This window comes from Prescottella sp. GW823-FHT02E09, from assembly GCF_058797375.1.
In genome coordinates this window covers 420,027-443,553 of the sequence record NZ_JBXAJP010000002.1, presented here as the reverse complement: position 1 = coordinate 443,553, position 23,527 = coordinate 420,027, and the positions used below count along the sequence as shown (strand labels likewise).

21 protein-coding genes and 6 tRNA genes are annotated in these 23,527 nt (G+C 69.1%); 14 read left to right on the top strand and 13 right to left on the bottom strand.

Annotated elements, in window-relative coordinates; all coding sequences use genetic code 11:
• Positions 1–21 precede the first annotated feature (21 nt).
• Positions 22–1,293, top strand: coding sequence for an alpha/beta hydrolase fold domain-containing protein (locus tag AC1RIF_RS06225; RefSeq protein WP_492600494.1), 1,272 nt, complete (start codon positions 22–24; stop codon positions 1,291–1,293).
• Positions 1,294–1,330: 37 nt separating this feature from the next.
• On the opposite strand, the gene AC1RIF_RS06220 is transcribed toward AC1RIF_RS06225, so the two are convergent.
• Positions 1,331–1,918: a DUF3000 domain-containing protein gene (locus AC1RIF_RS06220; RefSeq protein ID WP_492600493.1), complete on the bottom strand. Its 588-nt coding sequence runs from the start codon at positions 1,916–1,918 to the stop codon at positions 1,331–1,333.
• Positions 1,919–2,036: 118 nt separating this feature from the next.
• Here AC1RIF_RS06220 and hemE point away from each other — a divergent pair, with 118 nt between their 5' ends.
• The 7 genes from hemE (at position 2,037) to AC1RIF_RS06185 (ending at position 9,398) form a co-directional block, all read left to right on the top strand.
• On the top strand, positions 2,037–3,104 hold the full coding sequence (gene hemE, locus AC1RIF_RS06215) for a uroporphyrinogen decarboxylase (protein WP_492600788.1): 1,068 nt from the start codon (positions 2,037–2,039) through the stop codon (positions 3,102–3,104).
• Positions 3,101–4,465, top strand: coding sequence for a protoporphyrinogen oxidase (locus AC1RIF_RS06210; protein ID WP_492600492.1), 1,365 nt, complete (start codon positions 3,101–3,103; stop codon positions 4,463–4,465). The genes hemE and AC1RIF_RS06210 overlap by 4 nt, the downstream gene beginning before the upstream one ends.
• 5 nt (positions 4,466–4,470) lie before the next feature.
• The gene (gene hemQ, locus AC1RIF_RS06205; RefSeq protein ID WP_492600491.1) at positions 4,471–5,166 is read left to right on the top strand and encodes a hydrogen peroxide-dependent heme synthase; all 696 of its coding nucleotides are present in this window, start codon (positions 4,471–4,473) and stop codon (positions 5,164–5,166) included.
• A 118-nt stretch (positions 5,167–5,284) separates the two neighbouring features.
• A complete protein-coding gene (locus tag AC1RIF_RS06200) occupies positions 5,285–5,701 on the top strand; it encodes a hypothetical protein (RefSeq protein WP_492600490.1) in 417 nt (138 codons plus the stop codon).
• 50 nt (positions 5,702–5,751) lie between these two features.
• Positions 5,752–8,022 (top strand): molybdopterin guanine dinucleotide-containing S/N-oxide reductase, encoded by a 2,271-nt coding sequence (locus AC1RIF_RS06195; protein WP_492600787.1) that lies wholly within the window; start codon positions 5,752–5,754, stop codon positions 8,020–8,022.
• A 36-nt stretch (positions 8,023–8,058) separates the two neighbouring features.
• A complete protein-coding gene (locus AC1RIF_RS06190) occupies positions 8,059–8,409 on the top strand; it encodes a GntR family transcriptional regulator (protein WP_492600489.1) in 351 nt (116 codons plus the stop codon).
• Entirely contained in the window at positions 8,406–9,398 is a 993-nt protein-coding gene (locus AC1RIF_RS06185) for an SdpI family protein (protein WP_492600488.1), read from the top strand. The genes AC1RIF_RS06190 and AC1RIF_RS06185 overlap by 4 nt, the downstream gene beginning before the upstream one ends.
• 54 nt (positions 9,399–9,452) lie before the next feature.
• Here AC1RIF_RS06185 and msrB read toward each other — a convergent pair whose 3' ends face one another.
• The 4 genes from msrB to AC1RIF_RS06165 are packed head-to-tail and all read right to left on the bottom strand — an operon-like array spanning position 9,453 to position 13,613.
• Positions 9,453–9,890 carry a peptide-methionine (R)-S-oxide reductase MsrB gene (gene msrB / locus AC1RIF_RS06180; protein WP_492600487.1) on the bottom strand — a complete coding sequence of 146 codons (438 nt, stop codon included), beginning with the start codon at positions 9,888–9,890 and terminating at the stop codon, positions 9,453–9,455.
• 34 nt (positions 9,891–9,924) lie between these two features.
• The gene (locus AC1RIF_RS06175; protein ID WP_492600486.1) at positions 9,925–11,175 is read right to left on the bottom strand and encodes a glycosyltransferase family 87 protein; all 1,251 of its coding nucleotides are present in this window, start codon (positions 11,173–11,175) and stop codon (positions 9,925–9,927) included.
• Between the two features lie 52 nt (positions 11,176–11,227).
• Positions 11,228–12,793 carry an alpha/beta fold hydrolase gene (locus tag AC1RIF_RS06170; RefSeq protein WP_492600485.1) on the bottom strand — a complete coding sequence of 522 codons (1,566 nt, stop codon included), beginning with the start codon at positions 12,791–12,793 and terminating at the stop codon, positions 11,228–11,230.
• Between the two features lie 22 nt (positions 12,794–12,815).
• Positions 12,816–13,613, bottom strand: coding sequence for a pyrimidine reductase family protein (locus AC1RIF_RS06165; protein ID WP_492600484.1), 798 nt, complete (start codon positions 13,611–13,613; stop codon positions 12,816–12,818).
• A 22-nt stretch (positions 13,614–13,635) separates the two neighbouring features.
• Here AC1RIF_RS06165 and zapE point away from each other — a divergent pair, with 22 nt between their 5' ends.
• A complete protein-coding gene (zapE, locus tag AC1RIF_RS06160; protein ID WP_492600483.1) occupies positions 13,636–14,649 on the top strand; it encodes a cell division protein ZapE in 1,014 nt (337 codons plus the stop codon).
• A 27-nt stretch (positions 14,650–14,676) separates the two neighbouring features.
• Here the strand turns inward: zapE and AC1RIF_RS06155 are convergent, their stop codons facing one another.
• Together AC1RIF_RS06155 and AC1RIF_RS06150 are read right to left on the bottom strand one after the other, a co-directional pair.
• Positions 14,677–15,207, bottom strand: a complete 531-nt coding sequence (locus AC1RIF_RS06155; protein ID WP_492600482.1) for a GNAT family N-acetyltransferase — start codon at positions 15,205–15,207, stop codon at positions 14,677–14,679.
• A gap of 112 nt (positions 15,208–15,319) precedes the next feature.
• Positions 15,320–16,522 (bottom strand): MFS transporter, encoded by a 1,203-nt coding sequence (locus tag AC1RIF_RS06150; RefSeq protein ID WP_492600481.1) that lies wholly within the window; start codon positions 16,520–16,522, stop codon positions 15,320–15,322.
• Positions 16,523–16,580: 58 nt separating this feature from the next.
• Here AC1RIF_RS06150 and AC1RIF_RS06145 point away from each other — a divergent pair, with 58 nt between their 5' ends.
• On the top strand, positions 16,581–17,966 hold the full coding sequence (locus AC1RIF_RS06145; RefSeq protein WP_492600786.1) for a GH1 family beta-glucosidase: 1,386 nt from the start codon (positions 16,581–16,583) through the stop codon (positions 17,964–17,966).
• Positions 17,967–18,182: 216 nt separating this feature from the next.
• On the opposite strand, the gene AC1RIF_RS06140 is transcribed toward AC1RIF_RS06145, so the two are convergent.
• The 5 genes from AC1RIF_RS06140 to AC1RIF_RS06120 all read right to left on the bottom strand — a co-directional run bounded on the left by AC1RIF_RS06140 (position 18,183) and on the right by AC1RIF_RS06120 (position 18,690).
• Positions 18,183–18,257: transfer RNA gene (locus tag AC1RIF_RS06140), tRNA-Val, on the bottom strand.
• A gap of 59 nt (positions 18,258–18,316) precedes the next feature.
• Positions 18,317–18,392: transfer RNA gene (locus tag AC1RIF_RS06135), tRNA-Gly, on the bottom strand.
• A 53-nt stretch (positions 18,393–18,445) separates the two neighbouring features.
• Positions 18,446–18,520 (bottom strand) — tRNA-Val (locus tag AC1RIF_RS06130).
• 1 nt (position 18,521) lies between these two features.
• Positions 18,522–18,592, bottom strand: a tRNA-Cys gene (locus AC1RIF_RS06125).
• 25 nt (positions 18,593–18,617) lie between these two features.
• A tRNA-Gly gene (locus AC1RIF_RS06120) sits at positions 18,618–18,690 on the bottom strand.
• 479 nt (positions 18,691–19,169) lie between these two features.
• Between AC1RIF_RS06120 and AC1RIF_RS06115 the strand changes: the two genes are divergently transcribed.
• Positions 19,170–19,241 (top strand) — tRNA-Val (locus tag AC1RIF_RS06115).
• A 76-nt stretch (positions 19,242–19,317) separates the two neighbouring features.
• Here the strand turns inward: AC1RIF_RS06115 and AC1RIF_RS06110 are convergent.
• Complete coding sequence (locus tag AC1RIF_RS06110) at positions 19,318–20,058, bottom strand: SIMPL domain-containing protein (protein ID WP_492600480.1); 741 nt, start codon at positions 20,056–20,058, stop codon at positions 19,318–19,320.
• 238 nt (positions 20,059–20,296) lie between these two features.
• On the opposite strand from AC1RIF_RS06110, the gene AC1RIF_RS06105 reads away from it, so the two are divergent.
• From AC1RIF_RS06105 to AC1RIF_RS06095, 3 genes are all read left to right on the top strand, one after another.
• Positions 20,297–20,707, top strand: a complete 411-nt coding sequence (locus AC1RIF_RS06105) for a TIGR02611 family protein (protein WP_492600785.1) — start codon at positions 20,297–20,299, stop codon at positions 20,705–20,707.
• A 110-nt stretch (positions 20,708–20,817) separates the two neighbouring features.
• On the top strand, positions 20,818–22,869 hold the full coding sequence (gene thrS / locus AC1RIF_RS06100) for a threonine--tRNA ligase (protein ID WP_492600479.1): 2,052 nt from the start codon (positions 20,818–20,820) through the stop codon (positions 22,867–22,869).
• Complete coding sequence (locus tag AC1RIF_RS06095; protein ID WP_492600478.1) at positions 22,866–23,426, top strand: ATP adenylyltransferase; 561 nt, start codon at positions 22,866–22,868, stop codon at positions 23,424–23,426. Before thrS ends, AC1RIF_RS06095 begins: the two co-directional genes overlap by 4 nt.
• Positions 23,427–23,527: the final 101 nt, after the last annotated feature.

Genomic DNA, 23,527 nt, shown 5'->3' with positions numbered 1-23,527 from the left:
AACAGGTTCCTGTTGAGGCAGGTGGCAACTGCCGCGCTGACGGCCAATGCGCTGCGGCCCGTGCCGGGGATGCCGATGTCGGTGCCGACCTTCCTGTCCGGATGGCTGACCGCGGAACTCGCCCCGCAATTGCTTGCTGCGACCGCGGTCGATGCTGCCGTCCACGTCGCGCGCCATGGCATCCGTCGCCGCAGTGACGCCGTCGGACTCGCTGCGGCCGGGGCGTCGATCGCGGGACTCGCGGCCGTCATCGCGACCGGTCGTGGGGCGCGGGCCGAGGTGGAGTCGGCACTGGAATCGGCACTGGGCCCGGACTATCGCTCGGTGGGCGGTGCGGCTCGTCCGGTCCCGCAGACCCCGTGGCGACAGTTGGCGTTCCCGTTCCGAATGCGCCGAGACGACGTCGTGCGGGTGAAGAACCTGGACTACGCGCCCGGCGGGCGACGGTTCCGGATCGACATCTACCACCGTCGGGACACGCCGGCGAACGCGCCTGTCCTGCTTCAGATCCACGGCGGCGGGTGGGTCATCGGCAGCAAGGATCATCAGGGCATCCCGCTGATGCTGGAGATGGCGTCGCGTGGTTGGGTGTGCGCCGCGATCAACTACCCCTTGTCGCCGAGGGCGGTATGGCCGGAGCATCTGATCGCCGTCAAGCGGGCTCTGTCCTGGCTTCGCGGCAACGTAGCCCTGTTCGGTGGCGATCCCGAGTTCATCGCGGTCACCGGTGGTTCGGCCGGCGGCCACCTGGCGGCGATGGCGGCATTGACGGGCGGGGACACCGGCCTGCAACCCGGTTTCGAGGAGGCGGACACCTCGGTCCAGGCGTGTGTTCCGCACTACGGCGTGTACGACTTCGCGGGGGAGACCGGGATCAAGGCGACCCGTCAGCGCGTCGAGTCCGGGCTCTCTCCGATGGTGCTGGGCAAGGAGGCGCAGTTCCCCCGCGACTACCTCGCGGCGTCTCCGCGGGCACACCTGCGTGAGGATGCGCCCCCGTTCTTCGTGGTGCACGGCACCAGCGACTCGTTCATTCCCGTCGCCGAGGCACGCGAGTTCGTCGACCGACTCCGTGAGGTGTCGGCGAATCCGGTGGCGTACGCCGAATTGCGGGGCGCTCAGCACGCGTTCGACATCTTCCCGTCCATCCGGAGTCTCCGAGTGGCGAAAGGCGTCGCCGACTTCCTCGACTGGGCGCGTGCCCGTCAGCTGTCGGAGGACGCCCCGCAGCAGGAGGGCGTCGGGGGCGATTCCGCCGATTCTCTCGGTGCGGCCGCGGAGGGTGTGGGATAGCGTTCGCCGTCCCCCGGAGACCCGACCGGCCGGCGGTTCAGGATCGGCGGCCGAGGGTCGCGATTCCGGCCGGCGGGAGCCCGGCTGCGGAGGCGAGGACCTCGCAGAAGGCCTCGACGTGCGAGGCCAGGGCGGTGGATGTCGCAGTCCACGACGCCCGGAGTTCGAGTTGATGGGCTCGCGGTGGTCCGGCGATGTCGCCGTACCGCACCGAACTCGTCGCTGTCACCGTGCCGCCCAGTGCGACCACTTCGTCGGCCCGCTCGTCGAGGGCGTCGACCAGCCAGCTCCACGCAACCTCGGGGAGGAGCGGATCGGCGGCGAGGGCCGGTTCGAGGTCGGCCTGGATGTAGGCCACCAGCCGCATTGTGCCGCTCCACGCCTCGTCGCCGTCGGGATCGTGCAGCAGGATCAGGCGTCCGAATGCGTCGCCTTCGGAGTGTTCGGCGACGGCCGTGTCGTCGGGGTGGCGGACCTCGGCGCCGATCGCGTAGCTGAACGGCGCGAGGCGCTGCGGCGGGCGGATGGGGCCGAGCTCGATATCCGGGTGAACCTCGGCCGAATTCATCGCGTCGACAGCGGCGCGGAACTGGGCGGGCTCGTTGGGTAATCCCGGGGTCGTCACACCAGCGGACGTTAGACGCCGCACCTGGTAGGGCGTCGGAGGCGCGCCGATTCTGCCCCGGCGCCCGGTCATGGCAGCATGGAGCCCGATGAGCGGCTTGGAAGATACGAATGCAGGTATGACCGGGCGTGCCGAGTACCCGTCTCGACGGGTCCTCGACGACGCACCGTTGTTGGCGGCGGCCACCGGCCGTCCGGTGAAGCATCGACCCGTGTGGTTCATGCGTCAGGCCGGACGCTCGTTGCCGGAGTACCGGGAGATCCGGGCGGGAATCGGGATGCTCGAGTCCTGCTTCGATCCGGAGCTGGTCTGCGAGATCACGATGCAGCCCGTGCGGCGGCACAAGGTGGACGCGGCGATCCTGTTCTCCGACATCGTCGTTCCGCTGAAGGCTGCGGGCATCGACCTCGACATCGTGGCCGGTGTCGGACCCGTCGTGAAGAACCCCGTGCGGACCACCGCCGACGTCGCGGCGCTGCCGCGTCTGGTTCCCGACGAGGTCGGCGCCGTCTCGAAGGCGGTGCGATTGCTCACCTCCGAGCTCGGCGAGACGCCTTTGATCGGTTTCGCCGGTGCCCCGTTCACGCTTGCCTCGTACCTCGTCGAGGGCGGCCCGAGTCGCAACCACGAGCGCACCAAGGCGCTCATGCACGCCGACCCCAAGACGTGGCACGCGCTGCTCGGAACTATCGCGGACACCACCATCGCGTTCCTGCAGGCCCAGCTCCACGCGGGTGTCGATGCCATCCAGCTGTTCGACTCGTGGGCGGGCGCGCTGTCGCTCGCCGAGTACCGCGAGTTCGTGCTGCCGCACTCCGAGCGGGTGTTCGCCGAGGTCGAGTCGGCCCAGGTGCCACGCATCCACTTCGGTGTCGGTACCGGTGAGCTCCTCGGCGCGATGGGTGAGGCCGGCGCCGACGTCGTCGGCGTCGACTGGCGGATTCCGCTGGACGTCGCCGCCCGCCGCGTCGGACCCGGCAAGGCCCTGCAGGGCAACCTCGACCCCGCGGTGCTGTTCGCGGGATGGCCCGCGGTCGAGAAGCAGGTTCGGCGCATCGCCGCGGAGGCGGACGCCGCGCTCGCGGCCGGCGCCACCGGACACATCTTCAACCTCGGCCACGGCGTGCTGCCGGACACCGATCCGGCCGTGCTCACCGACGTCGTGGAGCTGGTGCACTCGTTGTGACCGGTCGGCGCGTCTCGGTAGCGGTCGTCGGTGGCGGCGTCACCGGGCTCGTCGCGGCCTATCGGCTGCGGCAACACCTCGGTGACGGCGCCCGGATCACCGTTGTCGAGGCGGGGCCTCGGACCGGCGGCAAGCTGCGGACCGTGGATCTGGCCGGCGATCCCGTCGACGTGGGTGCCGAGGCGTTCATCGCCCGTCGCCCCGAGGTCGCGGACCTGATCGTCGAACTGGGCCTGCAGGACCAGTTGGTCCATCCGGCGGGACGCTCGCCGCTGATCTGGTCGGAGGGCTCTCTCCACCCGTTGCCGACGCGGACACTGATGGGCATCCCGTCGGATCCACGGTCGGTGGCCGGACTGGTCGACGCGGACACGCTCGCGCGCATCGTCGCCGAGCCGACCGTGCCGTTCGAGTGGGATCCGGCGGCCGACGTCGACGTCGCGGCCCTCGTCGGCGGCCGCTTCGGTGAGCAGGTGGTACGCAGGTCGGTCGACCCGCTCCTCGGTGGCGTCTACTCGGGGCTGTCGGACTCGATCGGGGTGCGGGCCGCGCTGCCGACACTGGCCGCCGCGCTCGACTCCGGCGCACCGAGCCTCACCGCGGCGGTCCAGGCGGCGCTGCCGACGCCGTCGCCGGGCCCGGTGTTCGGCACCCTGCGCGACGGTTACGGCGTCCTGCTCGACGCGCTGCGCGTCGCGGCCGCACCCGAGACGGTCCTGGGCGAGCCGGCCACCGGACTGCGCCGGGACGAGGACGGCTGGTGGGTCGATCCCGTGGGTCATGTGGACGGGATCGTCCTCGCGCTGCCGGCGCCGAACATGGTCGACCTCGTCGCCGCCGCGGCACCCCGTCTCGCCGAGGCGGGCCGCGGCATCGAGCTCGCATCGTCGGCGGTCGTCGCGCTCGCCCTGCCCACCGACGCCGGTGTCCCGGAGAACTCCGGGATCCTGGTCGCGACCGGGGAGTCGTTGGGCGCCAAGGCGTTCACGCTGTCGAGCCGCAAGTGGCCGCACCTGGCCGACCGGGACGTCACGCTGGTGCGGGCGTCGTACGGACGGTTCGGGGACGCCGGCGTCGTCGATTCGACCGACGCACAGCTGATCGCGAAGGCTCGTGCCGACTTCGAGACAGTCACGGGGGTGCGGGCCGATCCGGTCGACGCGATCGTCGCGCGCTGGCACGGCGGGCTGCCGCAGTATGCGCCCGGTCACTTGGATCGGGTGGCCGCGATCGAGGCCGCGGCGGCCGATGTGGACGGGCTCGAGGTCGCGGGTGCGTACCTGCACGGAGTCGGCGTCCCGGCGTGCGTGGCGTCCGCGACGACGGCGGCGACACGGCTCGCAGCGCGAGTGGCAGGATGAGCGGCATGGCACGCCTCGATTTCGACAAGCTCAATTCCACCCTTCGCTACGCGATGTTCTCCGTCTTCCAGGTGCAGCCCGGCGTCCTCGGTGACGACCGTGCCGCAGCCGTGAAGCAGGCGCAGGCGTTCTTCGACTCGTACGAGGACACCGACGTCGTCTTGCGCGGTATCTACGACGTCGCCGGCGTCCGCGCCGACGCCGACTTCATGATCTGGACGCACGCGGAGCGTCTCGAGGATCTGCAGAAGCTGTACAAGGACTTCCGTCGCACCACCGACCTCGGTCAGGTGAGCGATCCGGTGTGGTCCAACGTCGCGCTGCACCGTCCGGCCGAGTTCAACAAGAGCCACGTCCCGTCGTTCATCGCCGGCGAGGACCCGGGCGACTACATCTGCGTGTACCCGTTCGTCCGCTCGTACGAGTGGTACCTGCTGCCCGACGCCGACCGTCGCAAGATGCTCGCCGATCACGGCATGGCCGGCCGCACCTACCCGGACGTCCGCGCCAACACGATCCCCGCGTTCGCGCTCGGCGACTACGAGTGGATCCTCGCGTTCGAGGCCCCGGAACTGGACCGCATCGTCGACCTGATGCGTGACCTGCGCGCCACCGAGGCACGCATGCACGTGCGCGAGGAGACCCCGTTCTTCACGGGCCCCCGCGTGAGCGTCGAGCAACTGGTCAACTCCCTGCCCTGACCCCGATACGAAACACCCCGCACCTGACAGGTGCGGGGTGTTTCGTGTGTACCGCGGCCCGAGGTGGCTCGGCTCTCGTACCCTGAGCGCACATGCGGGCCCACGAGAGGGGCATGCGATGCGGAGTCCACGACGGTTCCTCGGTGCGGGAGTTCTGGCGACCGGCGTCGTGGCCGGTCTCGCGGTGTCGCCGATGCCGCAGGCGTCGGCCGCGCCCACGGTGAACACCTTCCAGATTCCACTCGTCGGGATCTGCAGCACCTTGTACGTCATCTGCTCGTTCACCGCTGCGGCGATCACGGGTGAGCCCGGGACGGTGACGTTCCCCGCCCTGTATCCGCCGCAGCCGGGACAGCCGACAGTCAAAGGCGGCTACCACATGCACTGGCGGAACCTCGCCACCGGCGCATTCGGGGTGCTGCCCATCCCGTACAGCGAGGCGGTCAGTGTGTATACCGGGGCGGGACCGGTGACCGCGTCGATGACGACGGGCGGCGAGTTCATCGCCGGAACAGGCGTCTTTCTCGTGCCGTGAGTCCCGCTGGCAGACTGAGGGCCGTGAGTTCGGCGACGCGGTACCAGCACATGGCGCACTGGGGCATGTTCGAGGTCGAGTCCGCCTGCGGCGACGTGAGTGCCGTGCACCCCTACGCGGGAGACTCCGATCCGTCCCCGATCCTCGGGAACCTGCCCGGGTCGGTGCGCCACCGCGCTCGGATCAGCGGGCCCGCAGTCCGGCGGGGCTGGCTCGAATCCGGTCCCGGCCCGTCCGAGAAGCGCGGAGCCGACGAGTTCGTCCCCGTGACGTGGGACGAATTGCTGGACCTGTTGGCGCGGGAGTTGCGCCGCGTAGTCGACGAGCACGGTAACCGCGCGATCTTCGGCGGCTCCTACGGCTGGGCGAGTGCCGGGAGGTTCCACCACGCGCAGAGTCAGGTGCACCGGTTCCTCAACATGCTCGGCGGCTACACCCGCTCGGTGCACACCTATTCGCTGGGCGCGACCGGCGTCATCATGCCGCGGGTGGTCGGCACGCACTGGAAGCTGTTCGCGCGCTCCACCAACTGGGACGTCATCGCCGCCCACACCGATCTGATGGTGTGCTTCGGCGGGGTGCCGCTCAAGAACACCGCCGTCAACGGCGGTGGCACCAGCGAACATCCGACCCGCAGCGGTCTCGACCGGCTCCGGGAGCGGGGCGGCGAGGTGGTCTCGATCAGCCCCCTGCGTGACGACCTGCACGGCCGGTGCGAGTGGATCGCGCCGGTCCCGGGATCCGACGTCGCGATCATGCTCGGCCTGGCACACGTGCTGGCGTCGGAGGGACTGCACGACAGGGATTTTCTCGCGCGGTACTGCGTGGGCTACGACCGGTTCGAGCGCTACCTGCTCGGGATCGACGACGGCGTCCCCAAGACGCCGGAATGGGCGTCGGCGATGTCGGGGGTGCCGGCCGAGCAGATCACCGCGTTGGCCCGCCGGATGGCGGCGGGCCGGACGATGCTGACGGTGACATGGTCGCTCCAGCGCGTCCGCCACGGGGAGCAGGCGCCGTGGATGGGTGTGACGCTCGCCGCGATGCTCGGTCAGATCGGGCTTCCCGGAGGCGGTTTCGGCCACGGCTACGGGTCGATGAACGAGCCCGGGCTGGCCCCGGTGCCGTACCCGTTGCCGACGCTGTTCCAGGGCAGCAACCCGGTGCCGGATCTCATCCCGGTGGCCGCGATCGCGGATCTGCTGTTGCACCCGGGGGAGGAGTTCGACTTCGACGGCCGCCGGCTCACCTTCCCCGACACCCGCCTGGTGTACTGGGCCGGCGGCAACCCGTTCCACCACCATCAGGATCTCGCAAGGCTGCGCCGCGCGTTGGCCCGGCCGGACACGATCGTCGTGCACGAACCGTACTGGACGCCGATGGCCCGGCACGCCGATATCGTGATCCCGTCGACCACGTCGCTCGAACGCGACGATCTCGCGTGCACCCGCAACGATCCGTTGCTGGTCGCGATGCACCGGGCGGTGCCCCGCTACGCCGACGCGCGCGACGACTACGACACGTTCGCCGCGCTCGCGCACCGTCTCGGGTTCGGGGAACGCTTCACCGAGGGCCGCACGGCGCAGCAGTGGATCGAGCACCTGTACGAGCAGTGGCGGGGGTTCGTGCTGGCGGACCCGGCGCACCTCGAGGCGCCCGAGTTCGGCGAGTTCTGGCGACGCGGGCACGTGCGGATGCGCACCGAGGACGGGCTTTCGCTGTTCTCCGAGTTCCGGGACGATCCACGCAGGAATCCGCTGACCACGCCGAGTGGGCGTATAGAGATCTTCTCCGCCGACATCGACGGTTTCGGCTACGACGACTGCGCCGGACACCCGCGCTGGTACGAGCCCGACGAGTGGCTCGGCGGCGAACGCGCGCAGCAGTTTCCGCTCCACCTGATTGCGAATCAGCCCCGAACCCGCCTGCACGGCCAACTCGACCACGGTGCGGCCAGTCAGGCGTCGAAGGTCCAGGGGCGTGAACCGATCCGGCTGCACCCCGACGATGCCGCCGACCGCGGTCTCGCGGCCGGCGACGTGGTCCGGGTGTTCAACGACCGGGGATCCTGCCTCGCCGGTGTCGTGCTCGACGACGGCGTCCTGCGCGGGGTGGTGCAACTGTCGACCGGCGCCTGGTACGACCCGCTCGACCCGGCGGACCCCGGCTCGATGTGCGTGCACGGAAACCCCAACGTGCTGACCGCCGACGTGGGCGCCTCGCGCCTGTCGCACGGCTGCACCGGCCAGCACGTGCTGGTCCAGATCGAGCGCTTCGACGGCGATCTGCCTCCGATCAAGGCGTTCGACCCTCCGCTCTGACTTGTTCTATTTGAACTAGAACAATATGGTGGGTGTGTGCTCATCCGTATCGATCAGTCTTCCGCCGTACCGCTGTACGAGCAGTTCGCCGCGTCGGTGCGCGGCGCGATCGCCGACGGCTCCGTGGTCACGGGGGAGCGGCTGCCCTCGGCGCGCGACCTCGCGACGTCGCTGGACGTCAACATCCACACCGTGCTCCGCGGATACCAGCTGCTGCGCGACGAGGGGCTCATCGAGCTCCGACGCGGACGTGGTGCGGTGGTCGCGGAGGACGCCACGACCCGTGGACGCTTACAGGAAGCGGTTCGCGGTCTCGTCGCGGAGGCGAAGCGTCACGGCATGAGTGCGGCAGACCTGCTCGATCTGGTGAAGAAGGAGATGGCATGACCGACTCGACTGCGGTACAGAATGTTTCGGGGTTCCGCGGCCCTGTGGGGGCGTTGTTGCTGCCGGTCGTCGCGGCCGTGATCGGTTGCGCGGTGCTCGCCGGGTGGTCGGCCGAGCTGCCCGATCCGGTCGCCGTCCACTTCGGGCCGGGTGGCGTGGCCGACGGCTTCGCGGGGCACGGGTCCGTGCTCTGGTGGCCGCTGCTGGGCCCGGCGTTCGCGTTGCTGCTCGCCGGTGTCGTGGCGGCGTTCACTCGCCGGGACGTACGGGCCGGCCGGATGGGGGCCGCGGTGGCGTCGGGCACCGGGACCGCGCTCGCGGTTCTGCCGGTGGTTCTGCTCGCCCCGCAGCGCGGCCTGGCGGATGCTACCGACGCGACGATCGCTCTCTGGTGGCTCGTCCCGATCGCACTCCTCGGGATCGTCGCCGGGTGCGTCGCCCTGCCGATGGTGGGCCGGGCCGTCGCGGTGCCGGTCGCAGCGGTGCCGCCGACCGATGCGCCGCGACTCGAACTCGCCGACACCGAATCCGTGGTGTGGACCGGGTCGGCGGCGTTGCCCCGTTGGGCCGCCACCGGGCTCGGGCTGCTGCCGGTCGCGCTCGCACTCGTGGTGTCCCGGACCGTGGGTCCGGAACTGCTGGTCACCGGGCTCGTCAGCGCGCTGCTGCTCGGCGTGACTCTGGCGCCGGTGCGCGTCGTCGTCGACGGGCGCGGACTCGAGACGCGCTACGTCCTCACCGGCGGCCGTCGCCGGATCCCGCTCGACGAGATCGCCCGCGCCGACGTCGTGAAGATCGGACTGATCAACCGCTATGGCGGCATCGGCTACCGCGTCGGCCCCGACGGTGTGGGGCTGCTCGTGCGACCGGGCGAGGCGCTGCGCGTCACCCGCGGCGACGGCTCCAAATTCACCGTCACCGTCGACGGCGCCGACCAGGCCGCGGCCGTGCTGAACTCGCTCGCGACGCGCGGGCGCGTGGCCAGGTAGCGGACAGTACGGGAAACGCCCCGACGACCGGACCGGTCGTCGGGGCTCCTCACGTCAGGCCTCGTCCGCCGGCTGCAGCCGCAACGAGATGCTGTTGATGCAGTACCGCTGGTCGGTCGGGGTGGGGTAGCCCTCGCCCTCGAAGACGTGCCCGAGGTGGCTGTGGCAGTTGCTGCACAGCACCTCGACGCGGTGCATGCCGAGTGAGTTGTCGGCGCGCAGGATGACCGCATCCGACTCCGCGGGGTCGAAGAACGACGGCCAACCGCAGTGCGACTCGAACTTCTCGGTGCTGCGGAACAGTTCGGCACCGCACGCGCGGCACGAGTACACGCCCTCGGTGGTCGTGTCGGTGTACTCGCCGACGTGTGGACGCTCCGTCCCGGCCTGTCGGAGCACCTGGTACTCCTCGGGCGTGAGGTGTGCGCGCCACTCGGCGTCGCTGCGCTGGAACTTGGGTGCGGGAAGGCCGGAATCCTGTGTGGAACTCATGGCCTCACGCTAATACGATCCACGAACGCGTGCGTCAGACCTTCGCCGGCACGGGGGCGGTGGCGGTTCGGTCGGCCACGAGGAAGTCCGGATCGATTCCCGAGTCCAGTCGGCCCTCCCGCTTCGCGGTGAGGTACCGGTTCACCAGCACCGCGAAGATCACGATGAGCAGCAGGCTCCAGCCGAGCGTCCCCTTGAGATACTCGGCGGCGCGGCCCTCCTCGAGGAACCGGTTCGACATCCAGGAGTCGGCGCTGAACACGCCGTAGAGCGCGAGCCAGGCCGGCCAGTTGCGCAGCACCGAGTTGCGGAGCAGGACGGTCATCACGAGCGGGAACAGCAGCATCGAGTAGTACAGCTGGCCCAGCGAGCCGAGCAGGAACGACGCCGTCAGCAGCACACCGGACGTGGTCGCGACGAAGAACACCTCGTCCTGGCGGTAGTACCGGTACAGCAGCCACAGCGACACCGCCACCATCGCGGCGAAGGCAATGCGCAGTCCCCAGATCATGGCGACGGGCAGGCCGTAGTAGGTGCCGTTGCCGACGATCGCGCTGTTGAAGTAGTCCCGCGACTGCGACAGGTACGGGATCGTGTGGTTGATGTACTCCATCGGGTCGACGGCGAGCGGCCAGGCGATCGCCATCAGCACCAACGGCACACCGACCGCGGTGACGAACACCTTCCACTGACCGCGCACGAGCGGCAGCAACAACAGCGGCGCGAGAATCGGTTTGATGGCGAAGGTCAGGCCGATCGCGGCACCGGCCCACATGTCCCTGCGGCGCAGCAGCAACGTCAGGAAGGCCATCTCGGCGAGCAGGATCAGCCCGTTGATGTTGGAGAAGATCAGCGTGTTCGACACCGTCTCGGTGGAGAAGGCTGCGAAGAGCAGGATCGGCGCGGCGATCGAGCTCAGGGCGAGGTCGAACATCTTCAGCAGCAGGTACAGCGCGATGATGACCGCGATCGCGTTGGCCAGGATGAACAGCCAACGGGACTTCTCGGGATCGAGGAGCGCGATAGGCGCCAGCAGCATGGTGCCGCTCGGCGGGTAGAGGTAGTGCGGGTCGACCGAGTTGAAGTTCGCGATGTAGACCTCGCGACGATTGAGGAAGGCCAACGCTGCCTGATAGACGGGCGCGTAGTCGTCGGTGACCGATCCGTTGACCGCCCTGACGACGATCCGGTGGATCACCGTCATCACGGCAATCGGCCACAGGGCGAAGTTGACGACCTCGGCGGTGGTGCGGCCGGTACGCGGCTCGAATCGTCGAAGGAACACTACGGCACGGTACACCGCCGCGGCCTGGGGCAGGCGCGGCAACCCCGGCGCGTCACGCCGGGCAGGCGCTGCCCTCGGTCGGGAGTTCGGCCGTCGCGAGGTAGCGGGTGAGGGATTGACGGGCGCAATCCGAATGCGTGGTCACCGGGTGGCCGTAGCCCTCCCATGTCATGCTCGACCACTTGGTGCCCGCGCTCGCCAGAGACCCGGTAACGGTGGCCAGGCCGGCGTTGCCGACCACGGGGTCGGCGGCGCCGCTGAGGACCAGCACCGGCACGTCGAGGCCGCCGGGCAGCGGCGGCGGTGGCATCGTCGGCCAGGCCGAGCAGCGCATCAGACCGACAGCGGCGTCGGCACCGAACATCGGATACGTCACACCCCACGCCTCCTGCAGTTCGCGGGCTCGTCCCGGCCCCGGCCACTGCTGACCGTCGCTGCACCGCGCGACGAACTGGCCGTCGGAGCCGACCGCGGCCTCGGTCGTGCCGATCAGCCCGAGCAGCGGGCCGGTGTCGCCGCGTCCCGCCGCCGACAGCACGTCGGCGAGCTCGCGCACACGGGCGGTCTGGTCGCCACGTGGCGACCCCAGGAACGCGGAGATCGTCGCCAGCAGTGCGCTCGACGACACCGTCGCCAGTTCACCGGCGGCGGCGCGGTCCCGCAACGCCGCGATCGCGGCGGTCGGATCCGGCCCGAGCGAGCAGTTCAGGGCGGCGCATCGCCGGCTGAAGTCGGCGAGTGCCGCCTCCTGGCCCTGCACCCGGTGCTCGGCCGCGGTCGCGGCGTCGGCGGTCGTTGCGGCCGGCGCGTCGAGCACCAGCCGGCCCACCGCGTCGGGGTGCCTCGCCGCGTACGCCAGCGCGACCGCCGCGCCGTTGCCGGTACCGAGAATGCCCAGGCGATCGACCTGCCAGATGCGCCGCAGTTGCTCGAGGTCGTCGGCGGCGTGGGTGGTGTCGTACCAGAGTTCGGAAGGCTGCAGCGCATCCGTGCAGGCCACGGTCGCGTCCCGGGCCAGGGCCGCCACCTCGTCGACGCCCTGCGTGGCCGAGGGGGTGAACTGGCCCAGGTCGGCGATCGCGCGTCGATCCAGGGACCGACCGCAGTCGATCGGCGTCGACGATCCGATGCCGCGTCGATCGATCGCGACGATCGGCTGACGCTCGAGCAGCGTGGCACTCGGTCCGGTTGCGAGCGCCGCGAGGGTGGCCGAGGACGCGATGTCGGACCCGGACGTCACCACGAGGGGGGCGGCATCCGCGGGGGTCTGCGGCAGGCGTGCGCGGAGGGCGCCCACCTCGATCGGGCCCAGCGCGGACCCGGTGGCGTCCAGCGGTGCGGTGAAGCCGGCACATTCCAGCGTCAACCCGGCCGGTCCCGGCCCGAGCCCGGCAGCGGCGAGGGTGGTGCCCGTGCAGTCGGCCCAGTTCAGATCCGTCACCGGCGTCTGCAGCGCCGGGGCCTGAGCGGCGGCCTCGGTGGTGGTCGAGGCGGCGCCACCCTCCTCGACCACTGCGACGTCGGGCCGCACCGACGGGCCCGCGCCGCACGCAGTACCGACGGCGAGAACGGCCCCGGCGATCGCGGCGACCCCGATCCTGCTCACAAGCGACTGCATGCCGGACAGCCTGCCAGGCGCGTCACACACCGCGGGCGCATACCCATCGGGTGAGCAGGGTGCCGTCGTCGTCGCCGAGCACGTGCGCCCGGGTCATCGGCGTGGGGCTCGCGGTCGGCGACACCGCGATGCGGCCGGCGCCGCCGGCGACGAGTTGCGGCGACGTCGTCAGGCACACCTCGTCGACGACACCGTCGGTGACGAGGGTGCCGAACAGTCCGGGTCCGCCCTCGCACAGCACCCGCCGCAGCCCACGACGATCCAGGGCGGCGACGACGGCGGGCCCGGCGACGTCCCGATCGGCGACGGTCTCGATCTCGGCTCCGGCGTCGCGGAGCCGGGCCAGGCGGTCGGGGGCCGCGGCGGCGGACGTCAGGACGAGCGGTGGCACGAAGGTGTCGGTGAACAGGCGCGACTCGGGATCCAGGTTCGCGCTCGCGGTGACCACCGCGATTCGGGCCACCGCGGCCAGGCCGCTGTCCATCCGACGCTCGGCCAGTTCGGGGGAGGTGCGGGCGCCGCCGTAGTTCTCCGCGCGGACGGTGCCGGCGCCGACGACGATCACGTCGGCCAGTTCGCGCAGGACGGCGAACACCCGCTTGTCCGCAGGGGACCCGAGTCCCGCGCTGGCGCCGTCGACGGTCACGGCGCCGTCGATGCTGGCAACGAAGTTGACGCGAACCCACGGTCTGCCGAGAGCCACCGGATATCCGTACAGTGAACGGAGGTCGTCGTCGCTCAGCGCGGACGGCCGGTCATCGGCGTCTGTTTCTCGTGTGAGGTAGGTCGCAATATCCAGACGGTGCACGTGCTCGATCACAGCACGTCGATACGCTCAGTGCATGCATGCACGTCTTGTCGATCGCAATCCGGTGGTGCCGGCCGATCAATTGGTTGCTCAAATGGTGCCCCCGGCGATGTTCGACGAGGTCAGTTTCGCTTCCTACATTCCCGATCCCAAGGAGCCCAGCCAGGCCGCCGCGGTCGCCAAGGCCGAGGAGTTCTCGGGCAAGGTCGCGAAGATCCGCGGCGGTGGACGCCGCGGACTGTTCGGCAAGAAGGCCCCGTCCACGGGCGCCGGTCTGTACCTCGACGGCGGCTTCGGTGTCGGCAAGACGCACCTGCTCGCGTCGATCTTCCACAGCTCGCCGTCGCCCAAGGCCTTCGGCACGTTCGTTGAGCTCACCCACGTCGTCGGCGCGCTGGGCTTCAACCGGGCGGTCGAGGAGCTGTCGTCGCACAGCGTGCTCTGCATCGACGAGTTCGAGCTCGACGACCCGGGCGACACCATGCTCGTCTCGCGGCTGCTGACCGAGCTGTCGGCGCGTGGCGTCTCCATCGTCGCGACGTCCAACACGCTGCCCGGCCAACTCGGCGAGGGACGCTTCGCCGCGCAGGACTTCCTGCGTGAGATCAAGAAGCTCGGCTCGATCTTCGAGACCATCCGGGTCGACGGACCCGACTACCGCCACCGGGACCTGCCGCCCGCCCCCGAGCCCACCGACGACGCCGATCTGTTCGAGCGCGCCGACGCGATCGAAGGCGCCACGCTCGACGACTTCGACGAGCTGTGCGCGCACCTGAGCACGCTGCATCCGTCGCGCTACGGCAAGCTCGTCGCGGGCGTCCCGGCCGTGTTCATCAGGGGCGTCCACCCGGCCGCGGACCAGTCCGTCGCCCTGCGCCTGGTGGTACTCGCCGACCGCCTCTACGACGCCAGCATCCCGGTCACCGTGTCGGGTGCGAAGCTCGACGAGATCTTCACCCCGGAGATGGTGGCCGGTGGCTACCGCAAGAAGTACCTGCGTGCCACGTCGCGTCTGCTCGCGCTGTCGCGGTTCGAGGTCGCTGCCTGATCCACGCCGCGTGGTGCGGCGCGATGATCAGACGCTGCGCTGCATCACGAAGTCGTGGTGGGTCTGGGCACCCACCCGGAACGTCTTGGTGCCGACCTTCTCGAAACCGTTCTTGACGTAGAACCGCTGTGCCCGCTCGTTCTCCTGATTGACGCCGAGCCATACGCCGGCACAGTTCGCGTTCCGGGCATGATCGACGGCCGCATCCATCAGCGCGGCCGACACCCCGGTGCCGTGCCGTCCGGGCAGCACGTACAGCTTGCTGATCTCGGTGGTGGGGTGCAGCGACACCGCCGACCGCACCGCGTCGTCGTCGGGCGTGCCGTCGATCAGCATCACGTAGCCGACGATCTCCCCGTTGCTGGTGGCCTTGAGTACCGTGCGTGTCGAGTCGGTGAGGTACTCACTGAACTTCTCCGCGGAGAGCACGTTGTCGATGAACGCCGCGATGTCCTCGCGCGTCGCGTGCGGCGGGCACGCCAGCGGGAATGTCACCGCGGCGACGTCGGCCAACGCCTCGGCATCCCAGAGTCCGGCCCGGTCCACGGAAATCGTCACTGCTCCACCTCGTATACGTCGTGTGCGTCCCGGGTAAGTACATCACTGTCCGGGGCGGACTCGCAGACTCGGTCCGGAACGGGCCGGACGACTCGGCCCGGGACACACACGGTCAGGCGCCGGTGGGCGCGGATTCGCTCGGGGCGGTGCCGGACGATACGCGGCGCGGCGCGAATGCGGGCGCGAGCAGGAACAACACCACCGCGAACAGCAGCGGCGCGACGAATCCGATCCGCAGATCCGATACCGCCGCGATACCGCCGATGACGGCGCCGGCGATCACCGTTCCGGCGTAGTTGAACAGATTGATCCGGGCGACGACGACGTCGGTCTGGTCGGGGGGAGCGAGCCGGCCGGCGGCGCTGAAGCTCAGGGGCGCGATGACGGGGGCGCCCAGTCCGACGACGAAGAATCCGACGATCGCGAACACCGGCGCCTGCGCGAGAACCACCATCAGCAGACCGATCACGCTGATGACCGCCCCGACCCGCACCACGGCGATCTCGCCGTACTTCCCGACCCACATGTCGCCGGTCAGCCGCGAGATCAGTGCGGTCACCTGGTAGGCCGCCATCGCAAGGGCGGCGGTGCCGGCATCGGACAGCAGCACCTCCTTGAGATACAGAGGGGAGTACGTACCGACACCGAAGTCGATCGCGTAGAACAGCATCATCGCGATGCCGAGGGCGAGGAACGGTCGCAGCGGAATCGCGACCGGAACGGCCGGAGAGGACGCGGACCTCTGATGGCCGGTGTGCAGCAGTCGCGGCCCGATCCATGCGCAGACCAGCGCGACCAGGACGGCCGCGACGAGAACGGACACCATGACCGACAGGTCGAGTGTCGAGAACACCGCGACGAACCCGGCACCGAGGATCGCTCCGACGCTCCACGACGCATGGAACGAGGAGAGGATGACGCGGCCGTACGCGTGCTGAATCGACACCGCTTGCATGTTGGCCGAGGCGTCGACGATGCCGAGTCCGATCCCGTAGAACGCGAACGCGGCGAGGAACGCCGGTGTCGAGGTCGCGAGCGCGATCACCACCGCACCGGCCGCAATGACGAACAGGCCCACCCGCAGCGTCGTGCGACTGGAGGTGGCCTTCGCGAGTTGTTCGGCGACGACGCTGCCGACGCCCGCGACGACCGAGACCCCCACGACCGTCACGGCCACCAGGGTGTCGCTGAACCCGAGGTTCTCCTTGAACTGAGGCAGCTGGGTCAGCAGTACGGCAAGCATGAACCCCTGCAGGCCGAAGGCGACGGCGGCCGAGACGCGCGCGCCGCTAAGGGTTTTCGTGTTTCGAATCACTGGACGAGTGTCCAATATTCCGCTCCGTTTCGTGGGGTTCTCTGCTTCACTGCTCATCATGGCGGTACAGCGAACAGTTCCCGAGTTCCCCGACGGTTTCGTCTTCGGTGTCGCGGCGGCGGCGTATCAGATCGAGGGGGCGGTGACCGAGGGCGGACGCGGACGTTCGATCTGGGACGAATTCTGTTCCGTCCCTGGCGTAATCGCGCGCGGTGAGACCGGCGACGTCGCGATCGACCACTATCACCGGTACCGCGACGACGTGCGTTTGATGCGTGAGCTCGGCATCGACTCCTACCGGCTGTCCGTGTCGTGGCCGCGGATCCAGCCCGACGGCAAGGGCGCCGTCAACGCCGCGGGTCTCGACTTCTACGACCGACTGGTCGACGAATTGTGTGCCGCCGGTATCACGCCGGCGGTCACGTTGTTCCATTGGGATCTGCCGCAGGCCCTCCAGGACGACGGGGGATGGCTGAACCGGGCGACGGCGCAGCGGCTCGCCGAGTACGCCGCGATCGTGGGGGAGCGACTCGGTGACCGGGTCGGCATGTGGATGCCACTCAACGAGCCCGTCGTGCACACGCTCTACGGTCACGCCCTCGGTGTCCACGCGCCCGGGCTGTCGCTCGGCTTCGGCGCACTGCAGGCCGCGCATCATCAGCTGCTCGGCCACGGTCTGTCTGTCCAGGCGCTGCGTTCGGCGGGCTGCGGCAACATCGGAATCGCGTCCAACCACGCGCCTGTTCATCCTGCCGGCGACTCCGAGGCCGATGTCGAGGCCGCCGACATCTACGACCACATCGTCAACTGGACGTTCGCCGACCCGGTCCTGCTCGGCAAGTATCCGGCCGACGAGCTCGCGGCGCTGCTCACCGGACCGGTCGACGACGACCTGGCTGTCATCGCCCAGCCCCTCGACTGGTTCGGAATCAACTACTACGAGCCCACGATCATCGCCGCTCCACGAGAGGGCGAGGGGACGGAGGGGGTGCTCGAGGTCGATCTGCCGCCGGGAATGCCGTTCGCGCCAGTGCCGCTGGAAGGTTGCGAGAAGACCGATTTCGGCTGGCCGATCGTCCCGGACGGCCTGCGGGAGATCCTCACGATCTTCCGCGACCGATTCGGAGCGGCCCTCCCGCCGGTGTTCATCACCGAGAGCGGGTGCTCGTTCCACGACCCGGATCCCGACTCGTCGGGTCGGGTGCGAGACGACCGCAGGATCGCCTATCACGCAGACCACCTGGCTGCGGTCCGGGAGGCGATGGACGCCGGCGTGGATGTCCGCGGCTACTTCGTGTGGTCGATCCTCGACAACTTCGAATGGGCAGCCGGCTACCTCGAACGGTTCGGGCTCGTGCACGTGGACTACGACACGCTGGAGCGGACGCCCAAGGATTCGTACCACTGGTTCCGCGATCTGCTCGCGAAGCGGAACGGAGGATAGGCACGTCGGGCGGGTGGCTGAGGCTGCCCGCCCGAAGGAAATGAGTGAGCCCCAGCCGTGGATGGGGGGTCAGGGCTGGGGCTCCGCACCATCGGGGGGGATGGCACGCCCGACGATACATGAGGAATCCCTCAGGTTCGAATCGGGCGGGCTCCCTGGAACTCGACAGGGGGTCCAACGCAAGAAGGGCACCTCCGGTGGAGGTGCCCTTCTCGGTGGTGCGCGATACTGGGATTGAACCAGTGACCTCTTCCGTGTCAGGGAAGCGCTCTCCCGCTGAGCTAATCGCGCGGGTTCAAGATCGGAAGCCCGGGAAACCGGGCTTCCTGGTCGACCTCGGGGGCCGGCCGTGGAGCGGATGACGGGATTCGAACCCGCGACCCTCACCTTGGCAAGGTGATGCGCTACCAGCTGCGCTACATCCGCATGTCTGACAAACATCAAGAATCTCGGCATGTAGAGCATATAGCCTCGAAACTTGGTGCGCGATACTGGGATTGAACCAGTGACCTCTTCCGTGTCAGGGAAGCGCTCTCCCGCTGAGCTAATCGCGCGAGGTGGAGACGGGAATCGAACCCGTGTGCACGGCTTTGCAGGCCGTTGCCTCACCACTCGGCCACTCCACCATAAAAGGTCGAGTCCAACCTCTCGAGCGGATGACGGGATTCGAACCCGCGACCCTCACCTTGGCAAGGTGATGCGCTACCAGCTGCGCTACATCCGCATTCGCACCGGCGGGGCGTTTCCGCTTCCCCGGTGCGGTGAGAACATTAGCGGACCATTCGAGAAAGGCACAAATCAGCAGGTCAACGAGGAAATCTGACACTGCTGTCGAGCGATTTCCCTGGTGAACGTCCGGTGAATACCGAACCGACGGGCACGGACGATTCGTTCCGGCGTCACGGGCGGGTCGGACGCGTGGCGGTGCGGGGGCCGGCGGGTGCGGCGTGGGCGCCCTCCTGGAAGTGACTCACCCGCATGCGCTCGCGCGCGTGTGCGCACACCCGGCGAGGTCGGCGCGGATGTCCGATGCTGACGATGGTCGCGGGGGCGGTGGGGTCGCGAGCGGCGTGGACCGGCGTGCTCTGGCCGCGCGGCACGGCGTTGCCGGTTCGAAAACGAATGACAACCAGGGGATTCGTGTTCGCCGAGAGTGCGTGTTAATGTTTCGTCTCGTTCGACCGCGAGTGATCAGCGCGGTTCGGTCCCGTGGCTCAGTGGAAGAGCGTCCCGTTCACACCGGGAAGGTCGCTGGTTCGATCCCAGCCGGGACCACAGAAGAAAGGCCCCGCCCGATTGCAATCGAGCGGGGCCTTTCTCGTTCCCGGGTCGTCGGCTCCGGTCGGCGGGCTCAGCCGATGTCGTAGGTGATCTGGACGTTCACGGTCAGTTCCTGACTGCCGGCCTCGATCGGAACCGCACTAGCCGCAGCCTGGTCGAACGCCATCGGGGATCGCATCAGCGGGTTCTCCGACGACGCCGGCGGCACCTCGACGATCGAGCGCACCTTGCCCAGATCGACACCGGCGGCCCGGGCGATCTGCTCGGCCTGGTCCTGTGCCTGCCCGACTGCGCGGGCCCGGGCCTCGGCCCGCAGGTCGCTGTCGTCGGATATCGAGAAGGTGGTCTGTTCCACCCGGATCGCATCGCCCGCGGCGGCCGCAGCCGCGTCGATGAGGTTCCCGGCCGTGGCGAGATCGTGCAGCGTCGCGGTCACCCGGTTGGTCACCTGGTAGCCGTTGATCCGTCCGGACCCGCTCTCGTACGTCGGGCTCACCGACAACCCGCTGGTCTGGATGTCCTCGGCGGGCACACCCTTGCCCTTCAGCGTGTCGATCAGTGCCGTGGACCTCTGTGCGTTGGCGTCCAGTGCCGCCGATGCCTCGCCGGCCTGGGTCTGGACCCCGAGCGCCACCGTCAGCGTGTCGGGTGTGCCGGTCGCGGTTCCGGTGCCGCGGGTGTTGATTCCCGCCGGATCCCCCGTCGAACCCGGGTTCGCGTTGTCGCTCGCGCATCCGGCGAGAGCGACCGCGCAGACGGCGGACGCTCCGAACGCGACGACGATTCGATGTAATCGCTGTGTCCTGTGCATCGGGCCACTATCCGGCAGTCGACGACCGGCCGCGCCCGAATCGTCCGAACTGCTCGGGTCCGTGCCGGATTGCGCACGGTCGGGTGATCTACGTCGTCGGTAGTCTTGAGCTGTCGGTGCGCGGGCCGGCAGGGACTCGAGGCGACGGTGGGTGCGGACGTTGGGTGATCGAACTGTGAACGACCGAACGGCCGACGGCAACACCGGCGCCGCCGCGGGAAAAGACGGGTTCCATCCGATCGAAGCACTCGAAGAGGTCGAGAGCCGGTGGCTCCGCCGGCGCCGGCGGATTGCCGCCAACACCTCGCTGAACCTCGCCTACCGGATCGGTGTCGGGATCGTCGGCGCCGTGGTCCTCGCGGCAGGCATCGTGGCCATTCCGTACCCCGGCCCGGGTTGGCTGATCGTCTTCGCAGGCCTCGGCATCCTGGCCTCCGAGTTCGCGTGGGCGTACCGACTGCTGCACTGGGTGCGCGCCCGCTACGACCGGTTCATGATCTGGTTCTCCCGTCAGTCAGCCGTCGTCAAGGCGCTCGGGGTGCTCGTCACCACGATCGTCGTCGTCGCGACCCTCTGGGTGCTCGGCATGTTCGGGATGATCGGATCGTGGGTGGGGCTCGAACAGTCATGGTTGGAGAGTCCCCTCTAGGTCTCCGTCGGCGTGACGGCGGGACGGTTCCACTGATGGCGACGCGGTGCCGATAACATGGGGTCGCCCCTCATCCCGGGGCACACCCTCATACCTAGGAGCGCATCGCCGTGACCACGCCCGCATCCGCCACCCCAGCCGCACGCGTCCGAGTGCCCGCCGGGACGACCGCGGGCACGGCGGTGCGCGACGCCGGACTTCCCGGGAAGGGCTCCGACGCGATCGTCGTCGTCCGCGATGCCGAGGGGCAGCTCAAGGATCTGTCCTGGACTCCCGACGTCGACGTCGAGGTCGAGGCGGTCGCCGCCGACACCGAGGACGGCCGCAGCGTGATCCGGCACTCGGCCGCGCACGTGCTCGCGCAGGCCGTGCAGCAGGAGTTCCCCGAAGCCAAGCTGGGGATCGGCCCGCCCATCAAGGACGGCTTCTACTACGACTTCCAGGTGGACCGCCCGTTCACGCCGGAGGATCTGGCGAAGCTCGAGAAGCGGATGAAGAAGATCGTCAAGGACGCGCAGCGGTTCTCCCGCCGTGTCGTCGACGACATCGAGGACGCCCGCACCGAACTCGCGAACGAGCCGTTCAAGCTCGAGCTCATCAGCGACAAGTCGGGTATCGACGACCCCGAGGTCATGGAGGTCGGTGGCAACGAGCTGACGATCTACGACAACCTCAACCCGCGCACCGGCGAGGTGATCTGGAAGGACCTGTGCCGCGGTCCGCACATTCCGACGACGAAGTACATCCCGGCGTTCAAGATCACCCGCAGCTCGGCCGCGTACTGGCGCGGCGATCAGAGCCGCGAGGACCTGCAGCGCGTCTACGGCACGGCATGGGAGTCGACCGAAGCGCTCGACAAGCACCTCGAACTGCTCGCCGAGGCCGAGCGACGCGACCACCGCAAGCTCGGTGCCGAGCTGGACCTGTTCTCATTCCCCGACGAGCTGGGCTCCGGACTGCCGGTGTTCCACCCCAAGGGCGGCATCATCCGTCAGGAGATGGAGAACTACTCCCGCCAGCGTCACGTGCAGGAGGGCTACGAGTTCGTCTACTCGCCGCACATCACCAAGGGGCATCTGTACGAGGTCTCCGGCCACCTCGACTGGTACCGAGACGGCATGTTCCCGGCGATGCACATCGACGAGGAACTCAACGAGGACGGCACGGTGCGCAAGCCGGGCCAGGACTACTACCTCAAGCCGATGAACTGCCCGATGCACAACCTGGTCTTCGGATCGCGTGGCCGTTCGTACCGTGAGCTGCCGCTGCGGCTGTTCGAGTTCGGTTCGGTATACCGCTACGAGAAGTCCGGCGTCGTGCACGGACTGACCCGTGTCCGCGGCATGACGCAGGACGACGCGCACATCTACTGCACCAAGGAGCAGATGCGCGACGAGCTGACCACCACGCTGAAGTTCGTGCTGGGTCTGCTCGAGGACTACGGCCTCGACGACTTCTATCTCGAGCTGTCGACCAAGAACCCCGACAAGTTCGTCGGCGACGACGCACTGTGGGACGAGGCGACCGATACGCTGCGTGAGGTCGGCGAGGCGTCCGGACTGAACCTGGTGCCGGATCCGGGCGGAGCCGCGTTCTACGGCCCCAAGATCTCCGTGCAGGTGCAGGACGCGCTGGGCCGCAGCTGGCAGATGTCGACCATTCAGCTCGACTTCAATCTGCCCGAGCGGTTCGACCTCGAGTTCACCGGCTCGGATGGCGCCAAGCAGCGTCCGGTGATGATCCACCGCGCGCTGTTCGGTTCCATCGAGCGGTTCTTCGGCGTCCTCACCGAGCACTACGCGGGCGCGTTCCCGGCGTGGCTCGCGCCCGTCCAGGTGGTCGGCATCCCGGTCGCCGAGGCGTTCGAGGATCACCTGTTTGACGTCGTCAAGCAGCTCAAGGCCGCCGGTGTTCGGGCCGAGGTGGACGTCAGTGACGACCGTATGCAGAAGAAGATCCGAAACCACACCACCCAGAAGGTGCCGTTCATGTTGCTCGCCGGTGAGCGGGACGTCGAGGCGGGCGCGGTCAGCTTCCGCTTCCGTGACGGCACCCAGGTCAACGGCGTGCCGGTCGCGGATGCGGTCGATACGATCGTGTCGTGGATCGGCCGTCGCGAGAACGCTTCGCCCACAGCCGAACTCGTGGGCGGTGCCCAGTGACCGAGCAGTCGAACGGCACCAACGAGGCCGGCGCGCTCGTCGACACGGGCCCGGGTGACCCGGACCAGCTGCAGCGGCTGTGGTCGCCGCACCGCATGTCGTACATCGCGGAAGCGCCCAAGACGTCCAGCTCGAGTGAGGGTCCGTTCACCGAGATCCCGAAGATGAGCGACGAGGAGGGGCTCATCGTCGCTCGCGGCGAGGCGGTGTACGCGGTACTCAACCTGTACCCGTACAACCCCGGGCATCTGATGGTGGTGCCGTACCGGCGGGTCGCGGCTATCGAGGACTTGACGCCGGAGGAGAGCGCCGAATTGATGGCGTTCACCCAGCAGGCGATCCGGGTCATCAAGCGGGTGTCGAACCCGGACGGCTTCAACGTCGGACTCAATCTCGGGGCGGCGGCCGGCGGTTCGCTGGCCGAGCACCTGCACCAGCACATCGTTCCGCGCTGGGGTGGGGACGCGAACTTCATCACCATCCTCGGGGGTGCGAAGGTGATGCCGCAGTTGCTGCGTGAGACGCGCGCGCTGCTCGCGGGGGCCTGGAACGAGTGATCGGCAGAGTCGGCCGGGTTCGTCGAGGATTCGGAATGGCAGGATCGGAAGCAGGGTCCGGCGGGACCCGGCACCTCTACCGGTGGCGAGAGGGGGGAGCG